This window comes from Hydrogenophaga sp. R2, assembly GCF_049843595.1.
Lineage (GTDB): Bacteria > Pseudomonadota > Gammaproteobacteria > Burkholderiales > Burkholderiaceae_C > Hydrogenophaga.
The window spans coordinates 1-14686 of the sequence record NZ_JBBHZN010000001.1; the positions used below are offsets into that span (position 1 = coordinate 1).

General features: G+C 70.2%; 12 protein-coding genes and 1 tRNA gene. 5 read left to right on the forward strand and 8 right to left on the reverse strand.

The window, feature by feature from the left end; translation table 11 throughout:
- Positions 1-558: 558 nt before the first annotated feature.
- Positions 559-650, reverse strand: a tRNA-Ser gene (locus WD026_RS00005).
- Positions 651-753: 103 nt separating this feature from the next.
- On the opposite strand from WD026_RS00005, the gene WD026_RS00010 reads away from it, so the two are divergent.
- A complete protein-coding gene (locus WD026_RS00010; RefSeq protein ID WP_425721483.1) occupies positions 754-2202 on the forward strand; it encodes a sensor histidine kinase in 1449 nt (482 codons plus the stop codon).
- 27 nt (positions 2203-2229) lie between these two features.
- On the opposite strand, the gene WD026_RS00015 is transcribed toward WD026_RS00010, so the two are convergent.
- The 7 genes from WD026_RS00015 to ppc form a co-directional block, all read right to left on the reverse strand.
- Positions 2230-2826 carry a LuxR C-terminal-related transcriptional regulator gene (locus WD026_RS00015; RefSeq protein WP_425721485.1) on the reverse strand — a complete coding sequence of 199 codons (597 nt, stop codon included), beginning with the start codon at positions 2824-2826 and terminating at the stop codon, positions 2230-2232.
- Positions 2827-2975: 149 nt separating this feature from the next.
- Positions 2976-4268, reverse strand: a complete 1293-nt coding sequence (locus WD026_RS00020; protein WP_425721487.1) for a tryptophan--tRNA ligase — start codon at positions 4266-4268, stop codon at positions 2976-2978.
- A gap of 20 nt (positions 4269-4288) precedes the next feature.
- Positions 4289-4957 (reverse strand): site-2 protease family protein, encoded by a 669-nt coding sequence (locus tag WD026_RS00025; protein WP_425721489.1) that lies wholly within the window; start codon positions 4955-4957, stop codon positions 4289-4291.
- A 26-nt stretch (positions 4958-4983) separates the two neighbouring features.
- On the reverse strand, positions 4984-5619 hold the full coding sequence (locus tag WD026_RS00030; RefSeq protein WP_425721491.1) for an L-threonylcarbamoyladenylate synthase: 636 nt from the start codon (positions 5617-5619) through the stop codon (positions 4984-4986).
- A gap of 9 nt (positions 5620-5628) precedes the next feature.
- Positions 5629-6534: a DMT family transporter gene (locus WD026_RS00035; RefSeq protein WP_425721493.1), complete on the reverse strand. Its 906-nt coding sequence runs from the start codon at positions 6532-6534 to the stop codon at positions 5629-5631.
- Positions 6534-7388: a 3',5'-nucleoside bisphosphate phosphatase gene (locus tag WD026_RS00040; RefSeq protein ID WP_425721495.1), complete on the reverse strand. Its 855-nt coding sequence runs from the start codon at positions 7386-7388 to the stop codon at positions 6534-6536. The genes WD026_RS00035 and WD026_RS00040 overlap by 1 nt, the downstream gene beginning before the upstream one ends.
- A gap of 39 nt (positions 7389-7427) precedes the next feature.
- Positions 7428-10283, reverse strand: a complete 2856-nt coding sequence (gene ppc, locus WD026_RS00045) for a phosphoenolpyruvate carboxylase (RefSeq protein WP_425721497.1) — start codon at positions 10281-10283, stop codon at positions 7428-7430.
- Positions 10284-10359: 76 nt separating this feature from the next.
- Here ppc and hemC point away from each other — a divergent pair, with 76 nt between their 5' ends.
- Genes hemC through WD026_RS00065 form a run of 4 tightly spaced genes read left to right on the forward strand, consistent with a single transcriptional unit; the run spans position 10360 to position 14627 of the window.
- Positions 10360-11322, forward strand: coding sequence for a hydroxymethylbilane synthase (gene hemC, locus WD026_RS00050; protein WP_425721499.1), 963 nt, complete (start codon positions 10360-10362; stop codon positions 11320-11322).
- 4 nt (positions 11323-11326) lie between these two features.
- Complete coding sequence (locus WD026_RS00055; RefSeq protein WP_425721501.1) at positions 11327-12190, forward strand: uroporphyrinogen-III synthase; 864 nt, start codon at positions 11327-11329, stop codon at positions 12188-12190.
- On the forward strand, positions 12187-13332 hold the full coding sequence (locus WD026_RS00060; RefSeq protein ID WP_425721503.1) for a uroporphyrinogen-III C-methyltransferase: 1146 nt from the start codon (positions 12187-12189) through the stop codon (positions 13330-13332). The genes WD026_RS00055 and WD026_RS00060 overlap by 4 nt, the downstream gene beginning before the upstream one ends.
- Positions 13332-14627, forward strand: coding sequence for a heme biosynthesis protein HemY (locus WD026_RS00065; protein ID WP_425721505.1), 1296 nt, complete (start codon positions 13332-13334; stop codon positions 14625-14627). Before WD026_RS00060 ends, WD026_RS00065 begins: the two co-directional genes overlap by 1 nt.
- Positions 14628-14686: the final 59 nt, after the last annotated feature.

Consider the following 14686-nt stretch of genomic DNA (forward strand, 5'->3'; position numbering starts at 1 on the left):
GTGGAGCTGGAGTTGGATGCGTGCTGCGGGACCAGCGCTGGGAGTTCGTGCAGTATGAAACAGTCGTTCGGTCGTTTGTAACGCGCGCGGATCGCTTCGACGCAATCGAAGGGCTTGGCCTCACAACTCTGCCCTTTCGGCCTTTGTCGAAATTACCGGCGAATGACGGCTTGATGTCGTGCAGCGTGAGGTCGCCCACCTGGGCTCAATGGCGGTAACCGCTTTAGTGCGGACCTGGGTGCGCTGCCTAAGCTTCAGTGCTCGGGCGCGTTCCTTGGCCCAAGGCAACGGATGCACGGACTGACCGGTGCATGGTTGGGCTGTAGAACTATCTGTGACCTGAGCCATTGACCACATCGCGGGCAGATGTGGCGATCTGGCTATATCGGGATCGGTCGAACCCTGCATTTGAGAGAAGACCCGTCGCGGCCCGCCCAAGAGGGCCGCTTTCGGTACTTTTGAGAGCCAAGAGAACCATCCTGGCCCCCCGCAACCCCGCGCCCCGCCTCGCATTCAGCCAACAAAAAAGCCCCTGCACGGCAGGGGCTCCAGACTCGCTGGCGGAGAGAGAGGGATTCGAACCCTCGGTACAGCCAAAACTGTACGCCGGATTTCGAATCCGGTGCATTCGACCACTCTGCCATCTCTCCGCGTGTCGAAGCTCGGGATTCTAGCAGGACAGAAAGCCGCGCCATCTCGCACAGGGCGGCAGGGGGACCCGATGCGACAATCGCCTTACAACCGCCCGCGCCCATGCTCGTCGATACCCAGCCCGCCACCTACCAGCACATGCCCGCATCGCCCGAAGTCCGGGACCAGTGGGTCGACTCGCAGCTCATCGGCGTGCTCATGGACAACGTCGGTCCCTCGCTGCTGGCGGCCAGCGTCTCCCTGCCGGTGCTGGTGTACCTGATGGCGGGCGAGGTCCACACCCCCGCGCTGGTGGTCTGGACGCTGCTGATGCTGGCCATGCTGGCCTACCGCTACCGGCTGATCGGGCTGTACCGGCTGCAGTACGACCATGTGGAGGGGCCGCAGCGCCTGGACTTCGTGCACCGGTACCGCTGGAGCTGGGCGGCGGTGGCCGTGCTCTGGGGCGGCCCGGTGATCCTGAGCTACCTGCAGGCCAGCGTGACCACGCAGTTCGTGTGTGCGGTGGTGGTGCTGGGGCAGGGGCTGCTCAACCTGACGGGCTTCAGCGCCTGCCTGCCGGTGTTCCGCAGCTACGCCAACAGCCTGTCGCTGTCGGTGCTGCTGGCGGTCATCGGTCTGACCGCGCTGCACATCGATCAGCCGGACGTGCTTCAGAAAGGCATCCTGTTCGGCTCCGTGATGATCGTGTTCTGGATCCTCATGATGGTGGCCGGCGCACGGCTGCACCAGGTGCACCGGTCCAGCTTCGAACTGCAGTTCTCCAACCAGGAACTCATCGATTCCCTCACCCTGCAGACCCGTGCCTCCCTGCGCGCGGTGGCCACCAAGAACCGGTTCCTGGCCTCGGCCGCGCACGACCTGCGCCAGCCGGTGCATGCCCTGAGCCTGTACGCCGACTGGCTGGCCAGCGAGCCCGAGATGGCCCGCGACATCGCGCCGCGCATCCTGCAGTCCACCCGCGCCATCAACGAGCTGTTCGACTCGCTGTTCGACCTCACCCGCATCGATGCCGGCAACTACAAGGTGAACCTGCAGCATGTCGATGTGGAGAAGCTGTTTGCCGACCTGCAGCTGCAGTTCGAGCCGGTGGCCCAGAGCAAGGGCCTGCGCCTGCGCACCCACACCCGGCCGACCGTGCTGTGGTCCGATCCGGTGGTGCTGCGCCGCATCCTGGGCAACCTGCTGTCCAACGCGCTGCGCCACACCCATTCCGGCGGCGTGCTGCTGGGGCTGCGCCATCGCGACGACATGCTGGTGTTCGAGGTCTGGGACACCGGCGTGGGCATCGCCCGTGAGCACCAGCAGGCGATCTTTCAGGAGTTCTTCCGGGTGTCGCAGCACCAGGGCACCGAGGACAGCCTGGGCCTGGGCCTGACCATCGTCTCCAAGCTCACCTCGCTGATGGGCTACCAGCTCTCGCTCAATTCGGAGGCCAACCGGGGCAGCGTGTTCCGTGTGCTGCTGCCGGCCTTCACCCAGCAGGAACCCGGTTCACTGACCACGGTGAACGATGGCCGGGCTTTCAAGGGCGGCAGCGAGGTCGGCTGAAGCCGGCCCCGGCAGGTCCGCCGGTCTTCAGAGGTCGAGCAGGCCGGCGGTGCGGGCCAGGTGGCTGGCCTGGGAGCGGCTCTTGACGTTGAGCCGGCGGAACAGCCGCCACAGGTGCACCTTGACGGTGTGTTCACTGATGTTGAGCTGCTCGGCGATGTCGCGGTTGGACAGGCCCCGGTCCAGCATGACCAGCAGCTGTTTCTGCCGCTTGGAGAGCTTGTCCGGGATGGTGGGCGCGTTCTCGTCGTCGCCGGCTTCTTCGGACAGGAATTCCCGCAGCACCTTGGCAATCTGGGCGGCGCCGGCCGATTTCTCGACATAGGCGTCGGCCCCGGCTTCGCGGGCCAGGTCTTCGTAATCGGAGGAGGGCGAGGCCGACAGCACGATGAGCGAGGTGTCGGGCAGCATCTGGCGCACTTCGCGGACGCCGGACACGCCATTGGTGTCGGGCAGCTTGAGGTCCAGGCAGACCAGTTCGGGTTCGCCGTGTTCGGCAATCGCCTTGCTGACCGAAGCCAGCCGCTCCAGCTCCACCACCTGGGTGGAGGCACGCAGCCGCCGCAGCAGCATCACCACGGCTTCGCGCATCAGGGGGTGGTCGTCGATAACAAAGATGCTCATGGCGGGCGCTGTCGTCAGAAGGTCAGTGGTCGGAATAGCCGGATTGTGGTCCTTTTACGACCCGATGGTGGTCATATAAAACCCGGGATACATCCCTATTTCTCACAAAGGGGAACAGGTTACCAGCGGAGTCCCCATTTCGGGTGACATCACCCGGCGGGGGTGGCCAGCGCGTCCAGCGCCGACGCGAGCGCCGCCGGATCGGGGGATGGCTCCAGGCGGTCCTGCAGGGCGGCCACCGCCGCCAGGCCTTCGGCCTGGATGCGGGCCATGGCCTGGGCGGCATCGCGCGGTGCCTCGAAGCCCCGGCTCTGCAGCAGCACCGTGCCCTTGGCGTCGGTCAGCTTGAAGTGGAACCGGCCGTCCGATTCCCGGTATTGCTTGAACACCGGTCCTGCCGCCTTGGCGCCCTTGGTCTTGCGCACCTCGGCCACCTGGTCCAGCGGGCGCAGCCCCACGGCGTGGCGCAGCCGGGCCGTGAAGGGCGTGGCGGTGGCCCGGGCCTTGGCCGCACCGGCCTTGAGCACGGCCTCGATCCGGCCCGGGTCCTTCATGAGTTCGTCGTAGACCGCCCGCATCGGCGCGATCTCGCGGTCCAGGCGCTCGAACAGGCGTTCCTTGGCCTCGCCCCAGGCAATGCCGTCGGCATAGGCGCGGGCCAGGTCGGCCGTCTCGGCCTCGGTGGCGAAGGCCTGGTAGAGCTGGAACAGGGCCGAGCCGTCGGTGGACTTGGGCTCGCCCGGCAGGCGCGAGTCGGTCACGATGCCCATGATGAGCTTGCGCAGCTGCTCGCGGGGCACAAAGAGCGGGATGGTGTTGTCGTAGCTCTTGCTCATCTTGCGGCCGTCCAGCCCGGGCAGGGTGGCCACATGCGCCTCGATGGCGGCCTCCGGCAGGGTGAAGTGCTCGCCGTACAGGTGGTTGAAGCTCGATGCGATGTCGCGCGCCATCTCGATGTGCTGCACCTGGTCGCGGCCCACCGGCACCTGGTGGGCGTTGAACATCAGGATGTCGGCCGCCATGAGCACCGGGTACATGAACAGGCCGGCGGTGACGCCGTCGTCCGGTTCGGTGCCGGCGGCGGTGTTCTTGTCCACCGAGGCCTTGTAGGCATGCGCCCGGTTCAGCAGGCCCTTGCCGGTCACGCAGGTAAGCAGCCAGCAGAGTTCGGGGATCTCGGGGATGTCGGACTGGCGGTAGAAGGTGACCTTCTCGGGGTCGAGGCCGCAGGCCAGCCAGGTGGCGGCAATCTCCAGGGTGGAGCGCTGTACCCGGGCCGGATCGCCGGTCTTGATGAGGGCGTGGTAGTCGGCCAGGAAGTAGAAGCTCTCCACGTCGGCCAGCCGGCTGGCCCGCACGGTGGGGCGGATGGCGCCCACGTAGTTGCCCAGGTGGGGGGTGCCGGAGGTGGTGATGCCGGTGAGGACGCGCACAGGTTGCATGGGGAGATCGTCGGAAGGGGTCAGGTCAGGAGCAGGCGCAGCGGGGTGAGCAGCAGTTCGATGGCCGAGAGCGTGAGGTCCATCAGGGGGCGCAGCCAGTAGCTGCCCACCAGGCCCGACACCACCAGCGCCAGCACGATGAAGAAGCCGAAGGGCTCCACCCGCGACAGCATCTCGGCCTGGCGCCAGGGCAGCAGACCCACCAGAATGCGGCCACCGTCCAGCGGCGGCAGCGGGAACAGGTTGAAGGCGAACATCACCAGGTTCACCGTGACGCCGGCCCGGCACATCTGCAGCCAGAAGCGTTCATCGATGCCCGTGCCGATGAGGGCGTACAGCAGCACCAGCCAGCCGATGGCCTGGACCAGGTTGGCCCCCGGGCCGGCCAGAGCGACCCAGATCATGTCGCGCTTGGGGTTGCGCAGCCGCCCGAAATTCACCGGCACCGGCTTGGCGTAGCCGAACAGGAAGGCGCCGGCCGTGGCGAAGTACAGCAGCAGCGGCATGGCGATGGTGCCCACCGGGTCGATGTGCTTGACCGGGTTGACCGTGATGCGGCCCAGCAGGTGGGCCGTGGGGTCGCCGAAGTGGCGCGCCGCATAGCCGTGCGCCGCCTCGTGCAGCGTGATGGCGAACAGCACCGGTATCGCGTAGAGCGTGACCGTCTGGATGATGAGGGCAAGGTCCATCGGCGGATTGTCCCAGAGCCGGCCGCTCAGAGCCCGAGGCGGGAGAGTTCGCCCTGTCCCTGGCGCAGCACCTCGGGCTCGCCACCGGTGCCCATGGGGGTGAGGTCGATGACGGTGGTGGGCTCCAGCGCGCAGGCGCCGGCATCGATCACCCCGGCCAGTTCGTGCTGCAGGCGTTCGCGGATGTCTTCCGGGTCGTTCAGCGGGCCGTCATCGCCGGGCAGGATGAGGGTGGTGGCCAGCAGCGGCGTGCCGTGCAGCTCCAGCAGGGCGCGCAGGGCGGCGTGGTCGGGCACGCGCAGGCCGATGGTCTTGCGCGAGGGGTGGCTCACCCGGCGCGGCACTTCCTTGCTGGCCTCCAGGATGAAGGTGTAGGCCCCGGGCGTGGCCACCTTGAGCAGCCGGTACTGGCGGTTGTCCACCTTGGCATAGCTGGCGAGTTCGCTCAGGTCGCGGCACAGCAGGGTGAGGTGGTGGCGGTCGTCCACCTGACGGATGCGGCGCAGCCGGTCGACCGCGGCCTTGTCGTCCAGGTGGCAGACCAGCGCATAGCTGGAGTCGGTGGGCACGGCCAGCACGCCGCCGCCCTGCAGCAGCTGCACCGCCTGCTTCAGCAGCCGGGCCTGCGGGTTCTCGGGATGGACACTGAACAACTGCGACATGAGGCCCCCTCAGGGTTCGGGCGGTTCCACCGGCTGCCTTGCGCGCGAGGCCAGCACGCTGGCGGTGGCGCCGCACAGCACGATCAGGCCGATGCCGGCCAGCTCCAGCGGGCCGGGCACATGGCCGAACACCGCCCAGCCGCACAGCATGGCAAAACCGATCTGGGCATACAGGAACGGGGTGAGCGTGGCCGCCGGGGTGCGGGCAAAGGCCAGGATCAGCAGGAAGTGACCGATGCTGCCCATCAGCCCCACCAGGCACAGCAGCCAGAAGGTGCGCGCATCCGGGATGGCCTGCCACACCAGCGGCAGGATGGCGGTGGACAGTGCCGCCCCCACCCAGCCGGTGTAGAAGTGCATGGTCATGGGGTCTTCGGTGCGGGCCATGCGGCTGGTCAGGATCTGGAAGGCCGCATACAGCAGCACCATCACCAGCGGCAGCAGGCTGGCCCAGCCCACCACGCCGCCCCCGGGCTGCACCACCATGAGCGCCCCGGCAAAACCGCCCACCACCAGCACCCAGCGCATGGGCGTGACGCGTTCGTGCAGGAAGAGGGCAGCCAGCAGTGTGACCACCAGCGGCGAGATCATGACGATGGCGGTGAACTCGCCCACCGGCATGTACTGCACGCTCAGGAAGGACAACACGCTCACCAGCAGCAGAAGGCAGCCGCGCAGCAGCTGGAATCGTGGGTGGTCGGTTCGGAGCAGGCTGCGCCCGCGCAGCGGCAGCATCACGGCCGACACCAGCACCGCCTGGAACATGTAGCGGAACCACACCGCCACCAGCACCGGAATGAAGGCCCCGACGTACTTGACGGTGGTGTCGAGCACCGCGAAGCAGGCGGTGGCGGTGACCAGAAAGGCGATGCCGGTGAGCGCCCGTGCGCCCGATGCCTGCAGTGGGTCCGACATCAGTGGACGCGGGAGGAGAGCAGCGACCACACCGGCGTCAGGTGGCCGGGCAGGTCGGGCAGGCGACCCAGGTCGGTGTGGCTTTCGTCGGGGCTGTGGAAATCGCTGCCGCGCGAGGCGGCCAGGCCGAACTCGGCGCAGAAGCCGGTGTACTTGACCACGTCCTGCGCGTTGTGGGCACCGGTGACCACCTCGCAGGCCTGGCCGCCGTGGCCCTTGAACTCGGTGAACAGCGCGTATTCCTGCGTGGGGGTGAGCGCGTAGCGGCCCGGGTGGGCAATGACGGCCACGCCGCCGGCGCCCGTGATCCAGCGCACCGCATCACCCAGCTGCGCCCAGCGGTGCGGCACGAAGCCGGGCTTGCCTTCGGTGAGGTACTTGCGGAACACCTCGGGGATGTCCTTGCACACGCCGCTGTCGACCAGGTGGCGGGCAAAGTGGGAGCGCGAGATCAGGTCGGGGTTGCCCACGTAGCGCAGCGCGCCTTCAAAGGCACCCTTGATGCCCACGCGGGCCAGGTCGTCCGCCATCTCGCGGGCCCGCTGTTCGCGGCCGCCGCGGGTGGCGCGCAGGCCGGCCACCAGCTCGGGGTGTTCCGGGTCCATGCCCAGGCCGACGATGTGCACCGTGATGTCCAGGAAGGACACCGAGATTTCGGCGCCGGTCAGGTAGGGCAGGCCCACGGCGCGGGCTGCGGCCATGGCGCGGGCCTGGCCGCCCAGCTCGTCGTGGTCGGTCAGGGCCCACAGCTCCACCCCGTTGGCCTTGGCGCGTTCGGCCAGGGCCTCGGGCGTGAGCGTGCCGTCGGAGACGACGGAGTGGCAATGCAGGTCGGCGTTGGTCAGGATGTCCACCGCCCCATTGTAGGCGGCGAGCCATCACCCCTGGGGGTGTCAGCCGGTGTTGCGCAGGCCGGCCGCGATGCCGTTGATGGCGATGTGGATGCCGCGCTTGACCTTGTCGTCCCGGTCGCTCGGCCGGGCATGGGTGCGCCAGCGCCGGATCAGTTCGACCTGCAGGTGGTGCAGCGGGTCGATGTAGGGGAAGCGGTGGCGGATGGAGCGCTGCAGGGCCGCGTTGCCGGCCAGCCGGTCGGCCTCGCCGGTGATGAGCGCCAGCGCCTCGGCGGTGCGGTGCCATTCGGACTCGATGGCGCCGAACACCTGGCGGCGCAGGCGTTTGTCTTCCACCAGTTCGGCGTACAGCGAGGCCAGGGCCAGATCGCTCTTGGCCAGCACCATGTCCATGTTGGAGAGCAGGGTGGCAAAGAAGGGCCATTGCCGCACCATCTGCCGCAGCAGGTTCAGCTGGGCCTCGCGCCCGGCGGCGCCCTGCTGGTCCAGAAAGGCCTGCACCGCCGAGCCGAAGCCGTACCAGCCCGGCAGCGTGAGCCGGCACTGGCCCCAGCTGAAGCCCCAGGGGATGGCGCGCAGGTCTTCGATGCGCTGGTTGGCCTTGCGCGACGCGGGCCGCGAGCCGATGTTGAGTTCGGCGATCTCGCGGATGGGCGTGGCCGAGAAGAAGTACTCGGCAAAGCGCGGCGTGTCGTACACCAGCGCCCGGTAGGCCGCCATGCTGGACCGCGACAGCGCATCGGCGGCGTCCAGGAAGCGCTTCGGTGCGGGCCTGGCGGTGGGCAGCAGGGTGGCTTCCAGCGTGGCGGCCACCAGGGTTTCCAGGTTGCGCCGGCCGATGTCGGGGTTGGCGTACTTGGAGCCGATCACCTCGCCCTGTTCGGTCAGGCGGATCTGGCCACGCACCGTGCCCGGGGGCTGCGCCAGGATGGCCTGGTAGCTGGGGCCACCGCCCCGGCCCACCGTGCCGCCCCGACCATGGAACATGCGCAGGCGGATGGGGCTGCCGTCGAACAGCTTCACCAGCGCCATCTCGGCGCGGTAGAGCTCCCAGTTGCTGGTGAAGATGCCGCCGTCCTTGTTGCTGTCGGAGTAGCCCAGCATCACGTCCTGCTCGTGGTAGCCGGCGCTGCGGCCACGCTGCACCATGGCCCGGATGCCGGGCAGGTCGTAGTAGGCCTGCATGATGGGGGAGGCCTGGCGCAGGTCTTCGATGGTCTCGAACAGCGGCACCACGATCAGGTCGGCCTGCGCGTCGTGGTCGAGCGTGCCGCGCAGCAGGCCGCATTCCTTCTGCAGCACCAGCACTTCCAGCAGGTCGCTCACCGTCTCGGTGTGGCTGATGATGGCGTGGCGGATGGCGTGCGGGCCGAAGCGCTCGCGCCCGCTGCGGGCGGTTTCGAAGATGGCCAGCTCGCCCAGCGTGTGCTCGCTGTAGGCCGCGCCGGGCACGCGCAGCGGTCGGGCGTCGTTCAGCACCCGCAGCAGCAGGGCCTGGCGGGCCGCTTCGTCGAGGGCGCTGTAGTCGGGCTCGATGCGGGCGTGGGCCAGCAGATCGGCCACCACGCGCTCGTGCTGGTCGGAGCTTTGCCGCAGGTCCAGCGTGGCCAGATGAAAGCCGAACACCTCCACCGAGCGGATCAGCGGCCGCAGCCGCGCCTCCACCATGGCCTCACCGTGGTGGGCGTGCAGCGAGGTCTCGATGGTGCGCAGGTCGGCCAGGAACTCGTCGGCCGATGCGTACGGGTGCTGGGGTGCTACCGCATGGCGTGCCGCCTCGGTGCCGGTGAGCGCCTGCAGCGTGGCCGCCAGGCGGGCGTAGACGCCGGTGAGTGCGCGCCGGTAGGGCTCGTCCTGGCGGTGGGCGTTGGTGTCGGGCGAGCGTTCGGCCAGCGCCTGCATGGCCGGGGTCACGCCCGAGAGCATGGCCGAGACCGACAGCTCGCCACCCAGCAGGTGCACCTGGGTCAGGTGGTGGCGCAGCACCATCTCGGCCTGGCTCTTCAGCGCGAGTTCCAGGGTCTCGGCGGTCACGTTGGGGTTGCCGTCGCGGTCGCCGCCGATCCACTGGCCCATGCGCAGGAAGGGCGCCACCGGCTGGCCCAGCCCGTCTTCCAGCTCGCGGTACAGGCGCGGGATCTGCTCCAGGAAGGTGGTCTCGTAGTAGCTCAGCGCGTTCTCGATCTCGTCGGCCACGGTGAGCTTGGTGAAGCGCAGCAGCCGGGTCTGCCACAGCTGGGTGATGCGGGCGCGGATCTGGCGGTCGATGTCGGCCTGTTCGCGCGGCGAGGCGCTGTCGCGCTCGGCCAGCAGGCGGGCGATGGCGCGTTCGGCATCCAGGATGCTCTTGCGCTGCACTTCAGTGGGGTGGGCGGTGAGCACCGGCGACACATGCGCCTGGGTCAGTGCGGTGGCCACCGCCTGCGGTTCCACCCCGGCCTTGCGCAGCCGCTCCAGCGCCAGGCCCAGGCTGCCCTGCTGCTGCGCGCCGGCCCGCTCGTGCACCGCGCGGCGGCGGATGTGGTGCCGGTCCTCGGCCAGGTTGGCCAGGTGGCTGAAGTAGGTGAAGGCCCGGATCACGCTGACCGTCTGGTCGCTGGACAGCCCCTTGAGCAGCTTCTTGAGCGCCTTGTCGGCCGATGCGTCGTCGTGCCGGCGGAAGGCCACCGAGAGCTGGCGGATCTGTTCGATCAGCGCATAGGCGCCTTCGCCTTCCTGTTCGCGGATCACGTCGCCGAGCATGCGGCCCAGCAGCCGGATGTCGTCGATCAGGGGCTGGTCCTTGGACGCGGAAGAGGGCGTGGCGGCGCGGCGCGCGGGCGTTCGGCTCATGGCTCTGAGGGTGGGAAGCGCGCGGGGCGCGGGGTCGGGACGGGCGGTGGGCCATGCTAGCATCCGATCGACCTTTGCCCGGGCTCTGCCGGGTGCCCCAAACGCCCTCGGTCTGCAGGGCGCCAGCTTCCCGTCAGCCATGCCGCCTGCCACGTCCGCCGCCCCCCTGGCCATCACCATCGCCACCCGCGAGAGCCGTCTGGCCCTGTGGCAGGCCGAGCATGTGAAGGCCCTGCTCCAGGCCCAGGGCCACAGCGTCACGCTGCTGGGCATGACCACGCTGGGCGACCAGATCCTGGACCGCAGCCTGTCCAAGGTCGGTGGCAAGGGCCTGTTCGTGAAGGAGCTGGAAACCGCGCTGGACGACGGCCGTGCCGACATCGCGGTGCACTCGCTCAAGGACGTGCCCATGGACCTGCCGCCCGGCTTCGAGCTGGCCTGCGTCATGGAGCGCGAAGACCCGCGCGATGCCTGGGTCTCGCCGCATTGCAGCGGCCTGGCCGATCTGCCGCAGGGTGGTGTGGTGGGCACCTCCAGCCTGCGCCGGGTGGTGCTGCTGCGCGCCGCCCTGGATGCGCTGGGCCGCACCGACGTGCGCATCGAACCCCTGCGCGGCAACCTCGACACCCGCCTGCGCAAGCTCGACGAAGGCCAGTACCACGCCATCGTGCTGGCGGCTGCCGGCCTCAAGCGCCTGGGCCTGGAAGGCCGCATCCGCGCCATCTTCGACACCACCACCTCGCTGCCGGCCGCCGGCCAGGGCGCGCTGGGCATCGAGATCCGTGCCGGCCGCCCCGAACTGGTCGCCGCCCTGAGCCCGCTGGTGCACATGCCCACCTGGCTGCGCGTGGCGGCGGAGCGCACCGTCTCCCGCGCCATGGGCGGCAGCTGCTCCATGCCGCTGGCGGCCCATGCCGACTGGACCGCCGAGGGCCAGCTGCAGCTGCAGGCCGCCTGGGGCGACCCGGACGGCGACGCGCGCCTGGTGCAGACCGCATCAAAGGCCACGGTCCACAGCCTGGCGGACGCCGAGGCGCTGGGCCAGCGCGTGGCCCAGGCCTTGCAGCAGGCGGGCGCCCGTCCCGTCATCAAGGAGGCCTGAGGCCATGACCGATCCCCGGCCCGGGCCCGCCACCAGCCGGCTCGGCCCGGTGGTGGTGACGCGCCCCGAACCCGAGGCCAGTGCCTGGGTCGAGGTGCTGCGTGCCCGGGGCTGGTCCGCGCAGGCCTGGCCGCTGCTGCACATCGGCGATCCGCAGGAACCCGCCTTGCGCCATGCGCTGGCGCACTGGCGGCTGCACTGGCCGGCCTGCGACGCGGTGATGTTCGTCAGCGGTTCGGCGGTGCAGCGCTTCATGGCCTCGGCCGACCGGGCCGGCCCGCCACCCGACGCCACCACCCGCTTCTGGTCGCCCGGACCGGGCACGGCGCGGGTGCTGGCCCATGTGCTGCAGACCCTGGGGCTGCCGGCCGACCGCATCGACAGCCCGCCGACCGATGCCGCGCAGTTCGACTCCGAGCACCTGTGGCCGGTGGTGCGGTCGCAGGTGGGACCGGGCAAGCGCATCCTGGTGGTGCGCGGCCGCTCCGATGGCCAGGCCGACGCGCCCGAAGGGGGGCTGGCCGGCCATGGTCGCGACTGGCTCATCGCCCGCTGCCGCGAGGCCGGCGCCCTGGTGGACGTGTGCGTGGCCTACGAACGCCGCCCCGCCGTGTTCGACACCCCGGCACTGCAGCGGCTGCGCAGCCTGAGTGCACCGGGATCGGTCTGGCTGCTCAGTGCCTCTGAAGCGGTGGCGGCCCTGCCGGGCCTCGCCACCGGCATCGACTGGTCCGGCGCCTGCGCGGTGGTCACCCATCCCCGCATTGCCGAGGCAGCACAGGCCCACGGTTTTGGCCGCGTGGTGCAGGCCCGGCCGGTGCTGCCCGAGGTGTTGCGCGTCCTAGAATCCCTGGCAGAACCATCATGAGCGCCACCGACCCGACCCCCGCCACCGAGATGCCCGCCCGACCCGAACGGACCGAGCGTCCTTCCACGCCCTCGGCCGGCATCGGCCTGCCGGCGCTGGCGCTGGTGCTGGCCGTGGGCGCCCTGGCCTTTGCCGGCCTGCAGTGGCAGAAGCTGTCCACCACCCAGGTCGAACTGGCCGAACGCGCCCGCGAAACCGCCGAGCAGGTGGCCAAGGCCCAGGCCCAGGCGGCCCGCTCCGACGAGCTGGCCCAGGAGCTGCAGGCCCGTCTGACCGTGGCCGAGGTGCGGCTGTCCGAGGTCAGCCTGCAGCGCACCCAGCTCGAGGAGCTGATGCTCTCGCTCTCGCGCTCGCGCGACGACAACCTGATCCAGGACCTGGATTCCGCCGTGCGCCTGGCGGTGCAGCAGGCCCAGCTCACCGGCAGCGCCCAGCCGCTGCTGACCGCGCTCAAGGCGGCCGACCAGCGCATCGCCCGCTCGGCCCAGCCCCGGCTGAATCCGGTGCAGCGCGCCATTGCGCGCGATATCGAACGGCTGCAGTCCACCCCGCTGGCCGACATTCCTGCGCTGGCCCTGCAGCTCGACGACCTCAGCCGCCAGGTCGACAACTGGCCCCTGCTCAACGAGGTGGGGCTGCGCCGCTCGAAGCTGCCCGCACCCGCCACGCCAGCCGCAACGGCAGCGGCAGCGGCCGCTGCGCCCCCCGCCAAGGACGACCCCGAAGCCGGCGCGGAGCCGCCGACGGGCTGGCGCGAGGCCGTGGCCCGGTGGTGGACCGGCCTGTGGCGTCAGGTCGGCACCGATGCGCTGGACAGCGCCCGCGACCTGGTCCGGGTCACCCGCATCGACCACCCGGAAGCCGCCTTGCTGGCGCCGGAGCAGTCCTTCTTCCTGCGCGAGAACATCAAGCTGCGGCTGCTCAATGCGCGCCTGGCCGTGACCGCCCGCAACATGTCGGCGGCCCAGGTGGACGTGATCGCCATCGAGACCTTGATCGAGCGCTACTTCGACACCGCGGCCGCGCCGGTGGCTGCCGCCAGCACCACGCTGGGCCGGCTGCGCAAGGACCTGGCGGGCAGCCCCATGCCGCGTCCGGACGAAACGCTGGCGGCCCTGGCGGTCGCCGCCGGGGGGCGTTGATGCGCAGCCGACAGACCGGCGCCATGCGCAGCGTGTTCTGGCTGCTGGGCCTCACCGCCCTGGCCGTGGCCGCCGCGCTGCTCATGGGCGACAACAACGCCAGCGTCACCCTGTTCTGGCCGCCGCTGCGCTACGACATCTCCTTCAACCTGTTCCTGTTCGGCGGCATCGCGCTGTTCCTGCTGGTGCACCTGGCGCTGCGGGCGTTTGCGCTGCTGCGCGACCTGCCGGTGCAGGCCCGTCGCTGGCGGCGCCTGCAGGCCGAACGCGCCGTGGTGTCGTCCATCCTGGACGCGCTCTCGCACCAGCTGGCCGGTCGTTTCGTGCGGGCGCAGATGGCAGCCCGCCATGCGGTGGAGGTGCTGCAGCAACCCTCGGCGGCCGACTGGCCCCGGCGCGATCAGTGGATGGTGCTGGCCCACCTGATGGTGGCCGAGAGTGCGCAGTCGCTGCAGAACAAGGACCAGCGCGACCGGTTCCTGCAGGCGGCACTGCAGCCGGGGCTGCAGCGCAGCGCCCCCGAGGCCACCGAAGGCGCCATGCTGCGCGCGGTGCATTGGGCGCTGGAAGACCGCGATGCCGCTGCCGCCCGCGCCCGCTTTGCCGACCTGCCGCAGCGCACCACGCGCCGCATCCAGGCGGTGCGCCTGAAGCTGCGCATGGCCCAGCTGGGCCATGCCACCGCCGATGCCCTGGATGCCGCCCGGTTGCTGGCCAAGCACCGGGCCTTCTCGCCCGATGCCGCCCGCAGCGTCATCCGCAGCCTGTTGCTCGATGCCCTGCGCGAAGCCCACGATCTGGCCCAGCTCCAGAAGGTCTGGGACGGCCTGGACGCCACCGAGCGCCAGACCCCCGACATCGCCCTGGCCGCAGCCCGCCGGGCCGGCGCCCTGGTGGCCGCTGCGGCCGATCCGGCCCTGTTGCACCAGCAGGTCCGTGAATGGCTGGAGCCCCTGTGGACCGGCTTCGACCAGCTCAGCAGCACCCAGCAGCACCTGATGGTGAGCACCCTGGAACCCGGTCTGGCCAGCCTGGACGCGGCCGGCCTGGCGGCGCTGGAGCAGCGCCAGCGCCAGCGACCCGGCAACGCCTGCCTGCAGTACCTGGCCGGCCAGGCCTGCATGCAGCGCCAGCTCTGGGGCAAGGCGGCCCAGCTGCTGGGCCAGGCCCGCCATGGCCTGAGCGACCCGGTGCTGCTGCGCCGCACCTGGCGTTCGCTGGCCCGGCTGGCCGAAGAGCGGGGCGACGAGGCCGCCGCCCAGGCGGCCTGGAAGGCGGCAGCACAGATCGACTGACCACGCTGCGCTCGCGGCGAATCCCATGAAAAAAGCCGACCCTGGGGTCGGCTTTTCTG